Annotated in this window: 16 protein-coding genes; 13 read left to right on the top strand and 3 right to left on the bottom strand. The window is 39.3% G+C overall.

Features of this window, described 5'->3' with window-relative positions:
* The first annotated feature begins 132 nt into the window (after positions 1-132).
* The 3 genes from IE080_RS03830 to IE080_RS03820 all read left to right on the top strand — a co-directional run bounded on the left by IE080_RS03830 (position 133) and on the right by IE080_RS03820 (position 4,079).
* Positions 133-882: an acyl-CoA desaturase gene (locus IE080_RS03830; protein ID WP_189579118.1), complete on the top strand. Its 750-nt coding sequence runs from the start codon at positions 133-135 to the stop codon at positions 880-882.
* A 188-nt stretch (positions 883-1,070) separates the two neighbouring features.
* On the top strand, positions 1,071-1,433 hold the full coding sequence (locus IE080_RS03825; RefSeq protein WP_189579117.1) for a BlaI/MecI/CopY family transcriptional regulator: 363 nt from the start codon (positions 1,071-1,073) through the stop codon (positions 1,431-1,433).
* A 3-nt stretch (positions 1,434-1,436) separates the two neighbouring features.
* Entirely contained in the window at positions 1,437-4,079 is a 2,643-nt protein-coding gene (locus IE080_RS03820; protein WP_189579116.1) for a TonB family protein, read from the top strand.
* A 78-nt stretch (positions 4,080-4,157) separates the two neighbouring features.
* Here the strand turns inward: IE080_RS03820 and IE080_RS03815 are convergent, their stop codons facing one another.
* A complete protein-coding gene (locus IE080_RS03815; RefSeq protein ID WP_189579115.1) occupies positions 4,158-5,225 on the bottom strand; it encodes an agmatinase family protein in 1,068 nt (355 codons plus the stop codon).
* A 48-nt stretch (positions 5,226-5,273) separates the two neighbouring features.
* Positions 5,274-5,744 carry a SixA phosphatase family protein gene (locus IE080_RS03810; protein WP_189579114.1) on the bottom strand — a complete coding sequence of 157 codons (471 nt, stop codon included), beginning with the start codon at positions 5,742-5,744 and terminating at the stop codon, positions 5,274-5,276.
* A 150-nt stretch (positions 5,745-5,894) separates the two neighbouring features.
* Between IE080_RS03810 and topA the strand changes: the two genes are divergently transcribed.
* The 10 genes from topA (at position 5,895) to IE080_RS03760 (ending at position 15,436) form a co-directional block, all read left to right on the top strand.
* A complete protein-coding gene (gene topA / locus IE080_RS03805) occupies positions 5,895-8,213 on the top strand; it encodes a type I DNA topoisomerase (protein ID WP_189579113.1) in 2,319 nt (772 codons plus the stop codon).
* Between the two features lie 33 nt (positions 8,214-8,246).
* Complete coding sequence (locus tag IE080_RS03800; protein ID WP_308428139.1) at positions 8,247-10,556, top strand: putative monovalent cation/H+ antiporter subunit A; 2,310 nt, start codon at positions 8,247-8,249, stop codon at positions 10,554-10,556.
* Positions 10,553-10,963: a Na+/H+ antiporter subunit B gene (locus IE080_RS03795; RefSeq protein WP_189579112.1), complete on the top strand. Its 411-nt coding sequence runs from the start codon at positions 10,553-10,555 to the stop codon at positions 10,961-10,963. The genes IE080_RS03800 and IE080_RS03795 overlap by 4 nt, the downstream gene beginning before the upstream one ends.
* Before the next feature lies 1 nt (position 10,964).
* Positions 10,965-11,318: a Na+/H+ antiporter subunit C gene (locus tag IE080_RS03790; RefSeq protein ID WP_189579111.1), complete on the top strand. Its 354-nt coding sequence runs from the start codon at positions 10,965-10,967 to the stop codon at positions 11,316-11,318.
* Positions 11,315-12,820 (top strand): proton-conducting transporter transmembrane domain-containing protein, encoded by a 1,506-nt coding sequence (locus tag IE080_RS03785; protein ID WP_189579110.1) that lies wholly within the window; start codon positions 11,315-11,317, stop codon positions 12,818-12,820. Before IE080_RS03790 ends, IE080_RS03785 begins: the two co-directional genes overlap by 4 nt.
* Before the next feature lie 7 nt (positions 12,821-12,827).
* The gene (locus tag IE080_RS03780) at positions 12,828-13,304 is read left to right on the top strand and encodes a Na+/H+ antiporter subunit E (RefSeq protein WP_189579109.1); all 477 of its coding nucleotides are present in this window, start codon (positions 12,828-12,830) and stop codon (positions 13,302-13,304) included.
* Positions 13,301-13,573 carry a cation:proton antiporter gene (locus tag IE080_RS03775; RefSeq protein ID WP_189579108.1) on the top strand — a complete coding sequence of 91 codons (273 nt, stop codon included), beginning with the start codon at positions 13,301-13,303 and terminating at the stop codon, positions 13,571-13,573. The genes IE080_RS03780 and IE080_RS03775 overlap by 4 nt, the downstream gene beginning before the upstream one ends.
* On the top strand, positions 13,570-13,965 hold the full coding sequence (gene mnhG / locus IE080_RS03770; protein WP_189579107.1) for a monovalent cation/H(+) antiporter subunit G: 396 nt from the start codon (positions 13,570-13,572) through the stop codon (positions 13,963-13,965). Before IE080_RS03775 ends, mnhG begins: the two co-directional genes overlap by 4 nt.
* On the top strand, positions 13,949-15,088 hold the full coding sequence (locus IE080_RS03765; RefSeq protein ID WP_189579106.1) for a lactonase family protein: 1,140 nt from the start codon (positions 13,949-13,951) through the stop codon (positions 15,086-15,088). Before mnhG ends, IE080_RS03765 begins: the two co-directional genes overlap by 17 nt.
* A gap of 156 nt (positions 15,089-15,244) precedes the next feature.
* Positions 15,245-15,436 (top strand): cold-shock protein, encoded by a 192-nt coding sequence (locus IE080_RS03760; protein ID WP_189579105.1) that lies wholly within the window; start codon positions 15,245-15,247, stop codon positions 15,434-15,436.
* Between the two features lie 57 nt (positions 15,437-15,493).
* On the opposite strand, the gene IE080_RS03755 is transcribed toward IE080_RS03760, so the two are convergent.
* Positions 15,494-16,591, bottom strand: a complete 1,098-nt coding sequence (locus tag IE080_RS03755; protein WP_189579104.1) for an o-succinylbenzoate synthase — start codon at positions 16,589-16,591, stop codon at positions 15,494-15,496.
* Between the last annotated feature and the right edge of the window lie 14 nt (positions 16,592-16,605).

Genomic DNA, 16,605 nt, shown 5'->3' with positions numbered 1-16,605 from the left:
AAATAGTTTGCAATTTAATACACCAAATTAGGAAACTTGTCACAGAATCGTACCATTTCGGGAAATATATTTATAAAATTAACTGTAAGGCCGTATATTTGTGGTAGATATTCATTTAAAAATTAGTTACAAGTGATTTTAATTGCGTTCTTTCTATTGCATTGGTATTTCTCTTTGTTCTGCCAAAGCTTCTTCTTACATCGTTATGCCGCTCATCAGATGTTTTCAATGAGCAAGTTTTGGGAACGATTCTTCTACATCTTTACATGGATTTGCCAAGGTAGTTCTTATTTGTCTCCTAGAGCCTATGCAGTGCTTCACAGAATGCATCATGCCTACAGTGATACCCCTAAAGATCCTCATAGTCCCCATCATACAGAAAATCTATTTACTATGATGTGGAAGACTAAAAACATCTACAATGATTACTTTACCTTCCGACTAAAACCAGAAGAGCGCTTTTCAAAAGATGTTCCTGATTGGAACAGATTTGATTTATTTGCAGACTCTATGATGGCACGTCTGGGTTGGGGTGTAGTATATGTATTAATATATGTGTTGAGTATTTCTGTTTTTGAATTACCAGGTACGCATGTTTGGATGTATTTATTATTGCCTTTACACTTTTTGATGGGCCCTGTTCACGGTGCTATTGTTAACTGGAGTGGCCATAAATATGGATATGCTAATTTTGATAACAACGATAAATCTAAAAACAGTTTGTTACTAGACGTATTGATGTTAGGTGAGCTTTTCCAAAACAATCACCACAAATTACCGAACAGACCTAATTTTGCAGTGAAATGGTATGAGTTTGATCCCACCTATCCAATGGTGAAATTACTTCATAGTGTGGGTATTATCCGGCTCAAATCTGCTTAAATACTTGAAGCTCTTTTAATAACCTCCTATTGGGGGTTATTTTTTTTGCAAAATAAACTAATAAATATTTTGCGAAACTAAAATAATTTTACTAATTTTATCGGAGCCAATAGAAAGATTTACAACCTACGCTTGCTTTTATGAAACTAAATGGATAAGTTCGGACATTATTAAACTTAAACGCCAATATGAGAGAGTTAACACGCGCTGAAGAGCAAATCATGCAAATCCTGTGGGACCTAGAGAAAGGTTTCGTAAAGGATATCTTAGAAAAAATGTCGGAGCCTAAGCCGGCGTACAACACTGTTTCCACCATCGTAAGGATTTTGGAAAGAAAAGGTTTTGTTAGCCATAAAGCTTACGGTAAGTCACATGAGTACTTCCCTATTGTATCGAAAGATGAATACAGAAGTTTCTCAATCAAAAATTTACTATCAGGTTATTTCGGGGGGTCTTTCTCAAGACTAGCTTCTTTCTTTGCCAAAGACAAAAATTTGGACGTGAAAGACTTAGAGAAAATCTTAAGTGAAGTGAAAGATGAAGTGAAGTAATTCATGGCTATCCTTCTAGACTATATCTGGCAAAGCACGTTCTGCATGCTGTTTTTCTTCGGGGTATATGCTGTATTCCTTAGAAATGAGAAAAGTTTTACGTTTACAAGGATTTACTTATTGGTAACTCCCCTACTCGCATTCACTTTTCCACTGATTCAGATTCCTGTTGAATTTGCCAAGCCAGATATATCGCTAGAACAAACTGCATTCTTCAAGGCCCTTACGATACAAGAGGGCCCTGAAGAAGTTGTTGCAACTTTTGGATTACCCGAGGTAACAGTAAGCAGTACCAAGCTTCCTGTCCTTTGGACATGGTTAGACACCTTGATGATAGTTTACCTAATTGCTATTTCTTTGGGTGTTTTACGGATTTTTTGGAGCTACATACAGCTGAGAATCTTAAAAGAGCGTGGCTGGTACCAAACCCGCTTCAATCTCAAAGACAATTACTTTTTCATACCCACCTTTGGACTCGCTCCTGTCTTTTCCTATTTCAACAAATTATTCTGGGATGATTCCCAACAGCTTTCCAAAGAAGAGGAAGCCCAGATCATTCAACATGAATTGATACATATCAGACAGTATCATTCTTACGACATTCTATATTACCAAGTATTGAGCATTATTTTTTGGTTTAATCCTGTCATTCATTTGATGCGCTCGGCACTGGTAGACGTACATGAATACCTTGCAGATGAAGGGGTATTGAAAGAAACTTCATCGAAAGAAAACTATCCGAAATTAGTCGTGAAAATGGCGTTTAAGGGTATAGATCTTCCTATTGGCAATTATTTCATTAGATCTACCACACTTAAAAGAATTGTCATGATGAAAAAATCAGGAAAGAAAAACTGGCTTAAGACACTTATGGTGTTGCCACTAACTGCCATGCTATTGGGATTAGTGGCGATGAAAACCAAGACCAACTTAAGTTTCCCTACGGAAGTTTGGGTAAGTAAAACAGAGGACATCAGTCAACAATTAACATTGGCTCAAGACTCTATCAATTTCAGTGTAAAGGTGAAAAAAATCACCAATCCCCAGCATTATGAGTTGATCGGACCATTAAGAGGTGATAAGCTAACGGCTCAACTTGGGGAATTACAATATGAGTTTTCCAACATTCAATCCACAGAGGATTATTTGAAAATCAGAGGTTTGATTCAGTCCCTTCGGAACAATTCCCGCATCACCAAAACTTTCAATGGAGTCAGCACTCGCTACCAAGCAGGAGTCAAATCAGCAGAGCCGGTGATTGACTTTAATGAATGGCAAAAAGAGTTCATAGATGCGCTGAATATCCCAGAAAAAGAGCAAAGTTTAGGTCTTTTGGATCGCTTGACCTTGGAATTAATAGTGGATGAGTCAGGAAAAGTTACCGAAGCAATAATTAGAAACAGTATAGGAGCTGGTATAGATCAGCAAGCATTGGACTTATTGAAAGATGAACGCTTCAATCAGTGGAAACCTGGAACTTTAAACGATAAACCTACTGTATCCTTGGCTACTGTAAGCTTCAATTTTCATCCCGAGATTCCAGCTGAAACACGCGCTTCATTGAATTTCTTCAACAATCCTGTTCCACCTAGAAACGTAATTGAAAATGGACCTTTGGACATTTCGAACCCTACTGAAGTATTTGATGTGGTGGAAAACCCTCCGAGTTTTAAAGGAGGTATGGATGCTTGGTTAGCGTATTTGAAAGAAAATCTCCGCTACTCAGAAGCAGCAAAGCGGATGGGTATTGAAGGAAATGTATATATCGCATTTGTAATCGACAGCGAAGGAAAAGTCAGAAACCCTGAATTGCTTCGTGGAGTCATGAGTGAATTGGATAATGAAGCATTGCGCGTAGTTGAAAATTCACCTGATTGGATTCCGGGTACACAAAGAAATCAACAGGTAAATGTGCGTATGAGGGTACCCATTCAATTCAGATTGAATCAGGCATCTAAAGTACAATTGAATGGAGCAGTTAATTCTTCCAGTCAAAATTCTGTTTCCTCTTCTATTGCAGAGATAAGACCAAGTGAAGCCTTCAATACATTCCTGAAAAAGAATTTGAAATATCCTTTGGAGGCTCGAGAGAATGGCATCGCTGGAGTAGTCAATACAGAGTTGGTATTAGATAAAGATGGTTATGTAAAGTCCATTACTATTCGAGAAACCCCAAGTAAGGAATTGTATTCAGAGGTGATGTGGACCTTAGGTCAAAACAGAGAACGTTGGGTGGTAGATGGTAGTCAGGAACAATATACGGTTCAAATGCCTATATCATTCAGCTTGCCTGATATTGATAAAAAGGTAAGTACAGGACATCCCTTTGAGATAAAAATCATGGCTTATGGTGGGAATGAAGCATCTAAGTCAGAACAAGGGATGGCAAGGATTCAACTAAACGGAAATGCGAGTGGTTCACTGAATACGGCTCAAGGGGTTAAATTTCAATCTGCCTCAAGTAATCCACCCGTGTATGTAATAGACGGGACTGTAAAGTCCCAAGATTTTGTCAATAACAAGATTGATCCAAACAAGATTGAATCCATTAGAATCGTGAAAGGTGAAGAAGCAGCAGCCATGAATAACCTCTATGGTTCTGCTAGCAGCAAAGGGATTGTATTTATCGAGACTAAGAAGGATTAACCCCGGAACTTCAAACAAAAAAACTCCCATCTGAATTATCAAATGGGAGTTTTTTTATGTGTTCTTAGTTGTTTGAACTTATTTAAGATTCAATTTTCCTTGAGAAGCTCCAAAGAGGTTGGCCATACGGTATAATACACGTGCGCCCACATTACCGTCCCACTCATCTCCATCAGGGCCTGGAGCAACTTCTACGATGTCAAAACCAATGATTTTTCTACCGGAGCGTACCACCTGTTTCATCAGATACAATACCTGCTCCATCTCAAACCCACCGGCCACAGGAGTTCCTGTATGTGGGCATAGTTTCGGATCTAAGCCGTCTATATCAATGGTTATATAAACGTCTTGAGGCAGCTGATCAAGGATATCATCACAGATGATTTTCCAAGCTTTCCCTTCATACATTTCCTCTTTGATATCTTTATCATAAAATGTATGAATACGATTGTTTTCCTTGGCCATCACAGCTTCTGACTGGCAATAATCACGAATACCTACCTGTACCAAACGGCTGATCTGAGGAAGCTTCAATGCATTGTATGCAATGGATGCATGAGAATATTCAAAATCCTCATAAGCCTTGCGTAAATCCGCATGCGCATCAATTTGAAGAATACCAAAACTATTGTACTCTTCTGAAAGCGCTTTGATCATGCCCAATGGTGTACTGTGATCGCCTCCGACTAAGGCCACCAATTTGCCTTGTGCCCTAAAGTGCTTCACTTGTTCATACACCCACTGATTCATTTCCTCGCAAGCCTGATTGATAAGCGTAGGAATTGCAATAAATCGTTCTTTATCGGCTTCGTTCATCCCACCTTCCAACCAAGAAATATAATTTCTGGCCATTATTCGGTAATTGGATGATTTGGTTGCAATATCTTCAGGAATCGGTAACATATAAATGCCCATTTTCCAAGCATCATGTATATCATCTTGGAATAAATCTACCTGATAGGAGGCGTTTAAGATGGCTTCCGGTCCATCGTCTGTACCGGATGCATAAGATACCGTAACCTCCCAAGGAACGGGGATTAAAATTAAATCTGCGGTAACTTCGTCAAAAGGGAGTCCAAAAATTCCCTCGTGAGCCCCTACTCCATTTGGATCAAAGGACTCGATCAATTGATGTTTTAAAGACATAATGAAATAAATTTGATTATTGGGTTTGTAGATTTCGGAAGTCCGAAATTATCTTAAAATATCCAATATAATAGCAATATCCTGGCTTAAAAAGTTCCATTTATCAATTTCTAAGGATAAAATGACCAAATCTCCAGGACTCATAGATAAAAAGAACTCTCCTGACAAATAACTCACCAAAGCGCTTACACCAGGATTATGGCCTACCAAAAGTAAATGTTCCACATCCTTCTCAACTCTTTGTAGCTCCTCGATCAATTCCATGAGATCGCATTCATACAAATTATCTTTATATGCAACCTTATCCACTGGAATTTCTTTTAAAATGTAGTCGCAAGTTTGTTTGGTTCTTTTAGCAGTGCTACATAAAATTTTGTCAAAATTAAGCTCTCTTTTAGCCAGTCTCTCCGCTAAAAACTGGACTTGATTTTTTCCAAAAGATGTCAGCACACGCTGAAAATCACCTTCATAATTGGAGGGTTCAGATTCGCCATGCCTTAACACATACAAAAATTTCATAACTAAAAAAGATTTTGTCAGGAAGTCAAATATGCAAAAAATACTTGTTAATTCCACTAGATTACTAGCTAAATTTGGAATAGAGTAGAATGCCATCTATTTTTAGGATTTTAAAGTACTTCCAAGGGAGGTAGCAACAACAAATAGAATATGCCAAAAAATTTAGTAATAGTAGAGTCCCCAGCTAAAGCAAAGACAATAGAAGGATATTTGGGTAAGGATTTTAAAGTAGCTTCAAGCTATGGGCACGTACGTGACCTCCCAAAAGGTGATAAGGCAATAGACATTCAAAATAAGTTTAAGCCTACGTATGAAATCACCCCTGATAAACGCGATGTCATCAAGCAGCTTAAAAGTTTGGTTAAGGATTCGGAAACGATCTACCTCGCGAGCGATGATGACCGAGAGGGAGAAGCTATTTCATGGCATCTAAAAGAAGTGTTGAACCTTAAGGAAAATAACACCAAGCGTATTGTTTTTAGAGAAATTACCAAGTCTGCTATTACCAAAGCCATAGAAAACCCTCGGGGTATTGATTATGATTTGGTCAATGCCCAACAGGCCAGAAGGATTTTGGATAGGCTGGTAGGTTTTGAGCTTTCTCCAATTCTATGGAAAAAAATCAAAACAGGTCTATCCGCGGGAAGGGTACAGTCCGTAGCAGTACGCTTGATTGTAGAACGTGAGCGTGAAATTGAAAAGTTTAATTCGAGGTCTTCCTTCAAAATTACTGCACAGTTTGATGTCAGTGGAAAAACCTTACAGGCTGAATTACCTAAGAAATTTGATACTAAAGAGGAAGCTGAAAAATTCCTTAAAGATTGTTTGGGTGCGAGCTTCTCCATCGAAAACCTTGAAACCAAACCTGGAAAGAAATCACCTGCTGCGCCGTTTACTACTTCTACTTTGCAACAAGAAGCAAGTAGGAAGCTTTATTTCTCTGTAGCTCAGACCATGTCTGTTGCACAAAAACTGTACGAATCGGGGAAAATCACCTATATGCGTACGGATAGTGTGAATCTTTCTGATGACGCCCGTGCTGCTGCTAAAAATGAAATCTATAGCGCCTACGGACCGGAATATCATCAGGAAAGAAAATATGCTACAAAATCCGAAGGTGCCCAAGAGGCACACGAGGCTATTCGTCCTACAGATTTTTCCAAGCACGAGACCACTGGTGATCGAAATGAGCAGAGGTTATATGAGTTGATATGGAAAAGAGCCATCGCATCCCAAATGTCCGAGGCTCAATTGGAAAAAACTGTAGCTACCATTGCTATTGATACCAGAGATGAGAAATTGACTGCCAGTGGTGAGGTAATCAAATTTGATGGATTTTTGAAGGTGTATTTGGAAAGTACAGATGATGAGCCAGAAGATGAAGAAAGTACAGAAAAAGGTTTATTGCCACCATTGAACATTGGTCAAGTACTTAACTTAGTAGAATTAAAAGGAAGAGAAACATTTAGCAGACCGGCACCGCGCTACACAGAAGCCTCTTTGGTAAAGAAATTGGAGGAAATGGGAATTGGTCGACCATCTACGTATGCGCCTACGATTTCCACGATTCAAAAGCGTGAATATGTACTGAAAGAATCACGTGAAGGAACCGAGAGACCTTACATTGAGATGAAAGTTGCTGCCGGTAAGTTCACAGAAAACCAGAAAAAGGAAATTACGGGAGCAGATAAAAATAAACTCTTTCCTACCAATATTGCCATGGTAGTGAATGATTTCCTGGTGGAGCATTTCCCAAATGTGATCGATTTTTCTTTTACTGCCAAAGTGGAAAAAGAATTTGATGACATTGCACATGGTGGACAAAACTGGGAAGACATGATCCAAAACTTCTACGGAAAATTCCATACACGTGTAGAAGAAACTGCCAACGTAGCAAGAGCAGATATCAATAGCTCCAGAGAATTAGGCATCGATCCAAAATCAGGTAAACCTATCATTGCACGACTAGGGAAATTTGGCCCCCTCGTTCAGATTGGAGATCAAGAAGACGAAAACAAGCAGTTTGCCAGCATGAAAAAAGGGCAGTTTATCGAAAATATCACCTTGGAAGATGCTTTAGAACTGTTTAAACTACCAAGAGAAGTTGGGGAATTTGAAGGTAAAAACATGGTAGTGGGTGTTGGAAGATTCGGTCCATATGTGCGCCATGACGGGAAATTTGTATCCCTTAAGAAAGAGCAGGACCCGTTGAGCATTACAGAGGCTGAAGCGATAGCATTGATTCAGGAAAAACGGGAAGCTGACGAGAAAAAGCATATAAAAACTTTTGAAGAAAATCCTGAAATCCAAATCCTTAATGGTCGCTGGGGACCCTATATTAAATTCGGTAAAAACAACTTCAAAATCCCTAAAGACAAAGAAGCCGAACAACTAACCTACGCTGAAACCATAGAAATCATCGAAGCCCCACAGGAGAAGAAGAAAGGAAGGTTTACCAAGAAGAAGTAAACGGTATATTGTTTCAAACAAATCTAATACTCCATGATGCTTTTAATTGTATTGTCAGGTTTTTTATTTTCAGCGCTAACACGCCCTATTGGGTCCATTTTCAAACAAGCGTTACCATGGGTTTTTACAGCTTTACCGGTTCTACTCTTTATCTACTTCTGTAGCCAAATTGGAGTGGTAAGTAGTGGGGATTCCTTGACTTGGACCTACAAATGGGTACCAAGTTTGGGTTTAGATTTGGTATTTGAATTGAATGGGCTGTCTTTGCTTTTTGCTTTGTTGATAACTGGTATAGGTAGCTTGGTTTTTTTCTACTCTACTTATTACCTGAAAGGCCACGCGTACATGGACCGATTTTATGGATATTTGTCCATGTTTATGGCTTCCATGCTTGGAGTAGTCCTATCAGATAATTTGCTCGCCTTATTTATTTTTTGGGAATTAACGAGTATAAGTTCATTCTTCCTCATTGGCTTTAACAATGAGGATCCAAAATCCAGAAAATCAGCACTTACCGCACTTTCCATCACAGGTTTGGGAGGCTTGGTTTTATTGGGGGGAATAATCTTATTATCCAGCATTGGGGGCACTTACAGTTTCTCCGAACTCTTAAGCCAGCGAAATTCCATACTTAGCTCATCCTCCTATTGTTGGATATTGGTGTTTGTTTTCATTGGATCTTTTACTAAATCGGCTCAGTTTCCCTTTCATTTCTGGCTTCCAGGTGCTATGAAAGCTCCAACTCCCGTAAGTACATATCTGCATTCAGCTACAATGGTCAAAGCGGGAATTTTCTTATTAGCGAAAATGACTCCTTTATTAGGTGGCACGCCTGCTTGGAATCATACACTGATGATTGTTGGGGGAATCACAATGGTATATGCAGCGATTCACTCCCTTTTTAGAGTGGATTTGAAAGGGATTTTGGCTTACTCCACCATTTCGGCTTTAGGAATCTTGGTCTTTCTAATAGGAGTGGGTACAGAAAAAGCCCTGCTTGCCGTTGGTATCTTTATTTTGACGCATGCCTTATACAAAGCAGCGCTTTTCTTGATCACAGGTATCATCGACTATCAAACAGGCAGTCGGGATGTCAGCCAGCTGAAGGGATTGCAACATGTCATGAAGCCTGTTGCCATAGCAGGATTTATTGCTGCATTATCAAGTGCTGGATTCCCCTTATTTTTGGGCTTTTTGAGCAAGGAAATCATGTATGAGGCTACGTTTAAGTATGCTGAAATAGGTATCCTTTTGACTGCGGCTATCGTATTGACTAAGATATTTTTGTTAGTTGCGGGTTTCTGGGCGGGTATCAGTCCATTTACCGGTGAATTACCCGAAAATTTGAAAGCCACCAAAAAACCTTCTCCTATTTTATGGGTTCCGCCCCTACTCTTGGGTGTTGGTTCAGTTTTATTTGGAGTTTTTCCAGCTCTTATCGAGCAAAGTTTAATTCAACCTGTTTTCGCCAATATTTCTGGTTTGGATACTTCGATTTATTTGGCCTTATGGCATGGATTCAATACTGTTCTTTTATTGAGTATCTTGACATTGATTATCGGAACGGCCATTTACTTCCAATGGAAACCTTCCGAAGGGAAATTTGCACGTACACTCAGATTTGAAAAAATATCCCCTCAAACCTTATTGGAAGGGTTTGCTGTAGGCTTCCATACGTTTGCAGGTGTCTGGACACGAGCAGTTCAAAATGGCTACCTAAGAAACTATGTGCTCAGTATTTTGGCATTCTTGACGGTCATTATGGGATATCGATTCTACGAGGGTGTCAGCATCTATTTAGACTGGAATCAACTATCCGAAATTACGCCTTCCGAAGTGATAGTAGTTACCTTGATGGTGATATCCATTATTTTTGCTATCGTATCCACTTCCCGGACAGCATCTATTGTGGCATTGGGAGTAGTTGGATTTGCCAACTGTTTGTTTTTCCTGTTCTATTCGGCGCCTGATTTGGCCATGACACAGTTTTCCATTGATACGCTGACAGTATTATTATTTATGTTGGTGTTATTCAAGCTTCCTAAAAACAAAATCTTTTCCAGTAAAAGAATACGAATAAGAGATGCTGTACTTTCTGTATTATTTGGTTTGTTAATCGCAATCTTGACTTTAGAAGTCTTTGAAGAGCCCTCCGTAACGGATATCTCTAAATACTATGCAGACAATGCCTATCTCCTAGCTAAGGGCCGAAATGTGGTGAATGTGATCTTAGTGGATTATAGAGGAATGGATACGTTGGTGGAAACCACTGTACTCATCATCGCAGCAATTGGTGTATTCAGCTTAATTAAGTTAAACTTGAACCCTTCTAAAGAGCAATGAAATCACTCATCTTTCGAACGGCATCTATTTATTTACTGCCCTTATTACTGCTTTTTTCCATCTTTATCCTACTTCGGGGACATTATCTTCCCGGAGGTGGCTTTGTCGGTGGATTGATGGCAGGAGTTGCATTTTTGATCCATTCCTTTGCTTTTGGCTTGAAGGAAACGCGGAATATCATCAAAATTAACCCTGGGTTTTTGATGCCTATTGGCTTAACGATATGTGTACTTGCAGCACTTGCTCCTTGGATTGTCAGCTTACCTTTGATGACAGGGCTATGGTTTGAGGAACCGTTTAAGTTTGTGGGCATGGTGGGCTCTGCCTTGTTCTTCGATATTGGGGTATATCTGGTTGTCGTAGGTTCCACCCTTATCATTATGTTTACTATAGCCGATACTGTTTGATATGGAGATACTGTTAGTTTTTATCATTGGATTATTGCACGCAGGCGGTCTGTACATGCTCTTGCGTCGCAGCATGTTTAAAATGATTATTGGCTTGATCTTATTAGGGAATGGTGCCAATTTATTGATCTTCTTAATCGGGCGACTGGTCAAAGGTAAGCCCCCGGTGATTGACGAAGGCTTGAAAGTGTTTGCAGATGCTTATGCCGACCCTTTGCCTCAGGCATTGGTCTTGACAGCGATTGTGATTGGTTTTGGATTGCAGTCCTTTGCCATTATTCTGATCAAGCGTGTATATAATGTGCTGGAAACAGATGATTTGGATGAGTTAAATTCTACTGACGAAGAACTATGAGCAATCCATACATCATCTTACCCATCGTATTTCATATGGCCGCAGCCGTGATCCTGATGTTTTGTTGGTTTCAGCCAAGAGTCCAAAAACTCCTCAGCATACTTTTCTCACTGATTGGACTTGGGATAAGCGTTTGGCTTTTCCGATTGGTTTGGCACGAAGGCTTTCAGGTCACCCAAGCTGGAAACTGGGATGCACCCTTTGGGATCAGTTTTATTGCCGATACGCTAGGAAGCACCCTAGGACTGCTTTCTTCAATATCCTTATTAGCTGTTTCTATCTTTTCTACCGTAAGCATGCGGGAAGAGCGGATCAAATTTGGCTACTTCCCTACCTTACATTTCTTGATTATGGGCTTACAGGGCGCATTCCTGACAGCCGACATATTCAATCTCTATGTGTGGTTTGAAGTGGTCATCATTTCCTCTTTTGTCTTATTGACCCTAGGAGGCAAAAAGACCCAATTGGAAGGTGCCTTGAAATATGTTTCCCTCAACCTGTTGGCTTCTACCTTTTTCCTTATAGGTATTGCTTTGGTATATGGGTTGACAGGTAGTTTGAATTTAGCTGATGTAGCCATCAAAATAGGAGCCGTAGAAAACCGAGGACTGGTCAATATGACGGCTGGATTGTTTTTGGTGGCTTTTGGAATTAAATCGGCCCTATTCCCCATGTATTTCTGGCTTCCTGCCTCCTATCACACGCCTCCTGCGGCCATTTCAGCCATCTTTGCAGGCCTATTGACGAAGGTTGGTGTTTATGCCATGGTCCGTATGTTCACCATGGTTTTTATTGGAGACACTTTTATGAGCATCACCTTATCAGGATTGGCAGCATTGACGATCATTTCAGGAGGATTGGGAGCTATTCGACAACAGCATTTAGGGAAAATCTTTGGCTACTTAATTATCTGTCATATTGGTTTTCTTTTTGCCGGATTAGGGATATTTACGGAATTGGCCTTAGTGGGTACAATCTTCTACCTGATTCATGATATTGTCGTCAAAACCAATCTATTTATAGTGGCAGGCCTGATGAATAAACTCACCGGGAGCCCTTTTATCAAGGAACAGGGCGGTTTGTATGCAAAGTACCCCCTACTCTCATTGCTTTTCGCCATTCCGCTATTTTCATTGGTTGGAATACCCCCGTTATCAGGATTTTGGGCCAAGGTGTATCTGATACAGGCTAGTTTTGAAACAAGAGAATTCCTGCTGGTTGGTTCTATTATCTTTGGAAGCTTTTTGACCTTATGGGTGATTGCCAAGGTATGGTCGGAGAGTTTTTGGAAAGACAAACCAGAAGCATCTTCCTCAGGAAAGCCTTGGAGTACGTTTTCAACAAAGGAAAAATGGGGAATATTGGTACCTATCATGTTCCTTTCCATCGTTTCTCTGTATATTGGTCTTGCAGCGGAAAATATCATTTCCCTGGCAAGCAGAATAGCTGCTGAACTGATGGATCCTTCAGCGTATATCAACAGTATTTTGGGCATGAAATAAGCAAACAATGACAAAATCCCTGTTTTTAAGTAATTTGATGTTGACCCTAATTTGGGTTTTGGCCACAGGTGTGCTAACTGAGGAAAATCTTTTGTTTGGTTTTTTCCTTGGTTTTGGTGTTCTGTGGATTGTCACCACTGGAAAGACTGACCGTAAATACTTCTACATTGTACCGACATTGATTGGTTTTATCGGTACGCTTTTGTGGGAAATCATCAAAGCGAACTTTATGACGGTAAAGGAATCCATCTTCCAAGATCAATTGGAACCTGCTATCATTAAATATCCATTGAAAGCGAAAACAGATGGAGAGATTAGTTTATTAGCAAATATTGTGGCGCTCACACCAGGTACGGTTGTGATCGATATTTCAGATGATAAAAAAGTGATGTTTATCCATGTGATGCATCTGAAAGACAAGGAAAGTTTTATCAAAGAGATTCAAACCAAGTTTGAAAACAAGCTATTAAAAATCATCCGATGAGTCTAAGCGAGTTTTACTATATGATCATTATCCCCATGCTGGGAATTTCGGTAATACTGGTATTTATCCGATTTATCAAAGGTCCTAGTTTGGCAGATCGGGTGATTGCCTTGGATATGCTGATTTTGATTTCAATCGGCATCATTGCCGTGTACAGTGTGGTATTCAATCAAAGTACCTTTTTGGATATTGCCATGCTGTTTTCGCTCATTGCATTTTTGAGTACTGCTGCATACGCTTATTACATCGAACAAAGACAACGGAAATGAAAGAATACATTATCATGATATTGAGCTTTTTGGGCGCCCTGTTTATCCTATCATCCTCTATTGGGATTTTAAGAAAACCTGACGTGTACCTCCGGATCAATATTACCGGCAAAGCATCCACGCTTGGGATAGGTTTATTACTGCTTTCTTCTGGTTTATTTTTCAATGAAGTATCGGTAGGAACACGAATTACAGCAACCATTATTTTTGTCTTTTTGACAATATCGATTGGCGGACATATGCTGGCAAGAGCCGCATATTTTACCAAAACACCCACTTGGGAAAAAACAAAACTCGATGAATTGGCCGGACACTATGATTATGAGACCCATGAATTGAGAAGCGAAATTCCACGCAAAGCACCAGAATTAAACAATGAAACAAAGAATTAAATACATTATCATATCTGTCCTAATTTTCAGTAGCTTATCCTCCTGTGACGAAACACCCCAAGAAGGCACTTTGAAACCTACCTATTCATTTTTAGTTGGCTCGTACACAGATGGTATTGAGCATGGGATAGGGGTTTTATCCTTTAATTTTGAAGAAGGAGTTTTGGGGATGAATCCTTTGAAAGTTGGGGTAGAGAATCCTTCTTTTGTCATCGCCAACCGAGCGCAGGATCTTGTATTTGCAGTAGAAGAAACGAACGAAGGAAAAATTAAATCATATGCTTTTGACAGAGCTACCAATACCCTCACATTGATAGACGAACAGCCAACTTTTGGTGCACATCCCTGTTACATTGCCCTGAGTCCGGATGAACATATAGTAGTTGTAGGGAACTATTCAGGCGGTAATTTTTCAGTATATAAAGTGGATGAAGGCAAATTAACCCATGTGCAAACAGTGCAGCATGAGGGCAGTAGCATCAATTCCGCCAGGCAAAATCAAAGCCATGTGCATAGTGTGGTTTTCCATCCTGAGGGAAAGTATTTATTAGTAGGTGATTTGGGCACTGATAAGGTATTTGTGTATAACTACAGACCGGATTATGCGGTACCTTTCCAACCATTCAGTCAACCTCATTTTGAAGTAGAGGCTGGTGTAGGACCAAGACATCTCATCGTACATCCTAGTGGAAGATTTGTTTACCTCGTCCATGAATTGAGTGCAGAAATAGGTGTGTATAAGTTTCAAAATGGTCGATTGAGTCATATAGATTCTTATCCTCTCACAGCATCTACCTATGTTGGAGCAATTAGTGCCGCAGAAGTTCGTATTTCTCCTGAAAATAACTTCTTGTATGTTTCCAATCGAGGAGATGCCAATGAACTCAGCTCATTCCAAATACAGGAAGATGGAACTTTAGCGCTTGTTGAGCGTATTTCAACCGGAGGAATTACTCCCAGAAATTTTACGCTTACCAAAGATGGGAATTACCTCTTGGTAGCACACCAAGACTCAGGGGATATACAGGTCTTTGAACGCAATAATAAGACTGGAAAATTGACCAAAACTACTATGGAAATTAAAGTAAATAGCCCTGTTTATTTATTTTCACTTGATGGATAATCAGAATATTTTTTTAATTTTTGAAGTGATGAAAATATATTTTAAAATTTTTTCAAAGTGTTTTGTACGATTTCCAAAAAATTATTTTAAAAAAGCTTTGAACCTGAGAAAGTATGCGTACCTTTGAAATATAATTAAATATAATTACAATTTATCATGAACACAGGAAAAGTTAAATTTTTTAACGAGTCTAAAGGATTCGGTTTTATCGTTGACAACGAATCATCTAAAGAGTATTTCGTTCACGTTACAGGTCTGATTGACGAAATCAGAGAAGATGATGATGTTACTTTCGACCTTAAAGAAGGAAGAAAAGGCCTAAATGCAGTGAATGTAAAAGTAGTTTAATCTACCTCTATATACAACATTGACATCTAGTAAAAAGCCCCATATATGGGGCTTTTTTTATGGCATCTCTCCCCAACTCTTATCTTTTTTGTAAGTAATGAAGCCATTTTCAACCACCAATGGAGAATCTATATTATTGGTAAATAATTGACCGGTACCCAATCCTTGATGCATTAAATCTTGATAAGTCGAAGTAAATTGAGCAATAGCATTTAAACCAACATTGCTCTCCAAGGCTGAAGTCATCCACCAGGCAATATCCTTTGCTTCCGCCAACGCTATCCACTCTTGTGTATCCCGCAAACCACCCAACAGGCTTGGTTTCAAAATAATGTATTGTGGCCGAATGCTTTCCAACAATTGTTTTCTGTTTTCAAAACCATAAATACCAATCAATTCCTCATCCAAGGCAATCGGTAAAGGGGTGACTTTGCAGAGTTCTGACATTTCTTTCCATTGATTGACTGCTATAGGTTGCTCAATCGAATGTAAATCAAATTTGGCCAACCGTTCTAATTTATTTAATGCCTCGTATGGATGAAAAGCTCCATTGGCATCAACCCGAAGCGTGATTGATTTTGCTGAAAATCGGGATCGGATATACTCCAGTAGCCTACATTCTTGTTCAAAATCAATTGCACCAATCTTCATTTTGATACATGAAAAGCCTTTAGCCAATTTTTCATTGATCTGATCCAACATAAACTCCTTATCCCCCATCCAAATCAAACCATTGATGGCTATTGCTTGCTCCTTATGAAAGAAGTCCGTATCAAAAATCATGCGCTGACCTCCATTAATCAAGTCTAAAATCGCCGTTTCAAAGGCAAACCGTATACTCGGAAACTCATTGGAAATGACTTCTGCACACCAGTGAAAAATTTGTTTGCTTGTTACTTTCGATCTTAAATCATATTCAAAAACCAGTTTTTTGCAATACTTTTGAAGTTGTTGTTCAAAATCAGGCCTATCATCGATGCTTAATTTGACCAAAGGAGCGACTTCACCCCAGCCGACTGATGAGTTTTCAGAAGTATTTGCTTGAATAAAGTAGGTCGTTTTTTCTTTCAATACTCCTCGGGAAGTACCTGCATCAAAGTTAAACTTTAGCTGATGAGGAACGTATGAAAATCGAATTGCATGAATTGAAGACATTCGTTTTATATTTG

Origin of the sequence: Mongoliitalea lutea, from assembly GCF_014652135.1 — a bacterium.
In the GTDB taxonomy this organism is placed as follows: domain Bacteria; phylum Bacteroidota; class Bacteroidia; order Cytophagales; family Cyclobacteriaceae; genus Mongoliitalea; species Mongoliitalea lutea.
This window is presented reverse-complemented; position numbering and strand designations above follow the sequence as displayed.

Coding starts and splice junctions, on each gene's coding strand:
- mnhG (WP_189579107.1), top strand. CDS start 13,570: ATGAAAGAATACATTATCATGATATTGAGCTTTTTGGGCGCCCTGTTT.
- IE080_RS03780 (WP_189579109.1), top strand. CDS start 12,828: ATGACAAAATCCCTGTTTTTAAGTAATTTGATGTTGACCCTAATTTGG.
- IE080_RS03775 (WP_189579108.1), top strand. CDS start 13,301: ATGAGTCTAAGCGAGTTTTACTATATGATCATTATCCCCATGCTGGGA.
- IE080_RS03755 (WP_189579104.1), bottom strand. CDS start 16,591: ATGTCTTCAATTCATGCAATTCGATTTTCATACGTTCCTCATCAGCTA.
- IE080_RS03795 (WP_189579112.1), top strand. CDS start 10,553: ATGAAATCACTCATCTTTCGAACGGCATCTATTTATTTACTGCCCTTA.
- IE080_RS03800 (WP_308428139.1), top strand. CDS start 8,247: ATGATGCTTTTAATTGTATTGTCAGGTTTTTTATTTTCAGCGCTAACA.
- IE080_RS03760 (WP_189579105.1), top strand. CDS start 15,245: ATGAACACAGGAAAAGTTAAATTTTTTAACGAGTCTAAAGGATTCGGT.
- IE080_RS03815 (WP_189579115.1), bottom strand. CDS start 5,225: ATGTCTTTAAAACATCAATTGATCGAGTCCTTTGATCCAAATGGAGTA.
- topA (WP_189579113.1), top strand. CDS start 5,895: ATGCCAAAAAATTTAGTAATAGTAGAGTCCCCAGCTAAAGCAAAGACA.
- IE080_RS03825 (WP_189579117.1), top strand. CDS start 1,071: ATGAGAGAGTTAACACGCGCTGAAGAGCAAATCATGCAAATCCTGTGG.
- IE080_RS03820 (WP_189579116.1), top strand. CDS start 1,437: ATGGCTATCCTTCTAGACTATATCTGGCAAAGCACGTTCTGCATGCTG.
- IE080_RS03810 (WP_189579114.1), bottom strand. CDS start 5,744: ATGAAATTTTTGTATGTGTTAAGGCATGGCGAATCTGAACCCTCCAAT.
- IE080_RS03785 (WP_189579110.1), top strand. CDS start 11,315: ATGAGCAATCCATACATCATCTTACCCATCGTATTTCATATGGCCGCA.
- IE080_RS03790 (WP_189579111.1), top strand. CDS start 10,965: ATGGAGATACTGTTAGTTTTTATCATTGGATTATTGCACGCAGGCGGT.
- IE080_RS03765 (WP_189579106.1), top strand. CDS start 13,949: ATGAAACAAAGAATTAAATACATTATCATATCTGTCCTAATTTTCAGT.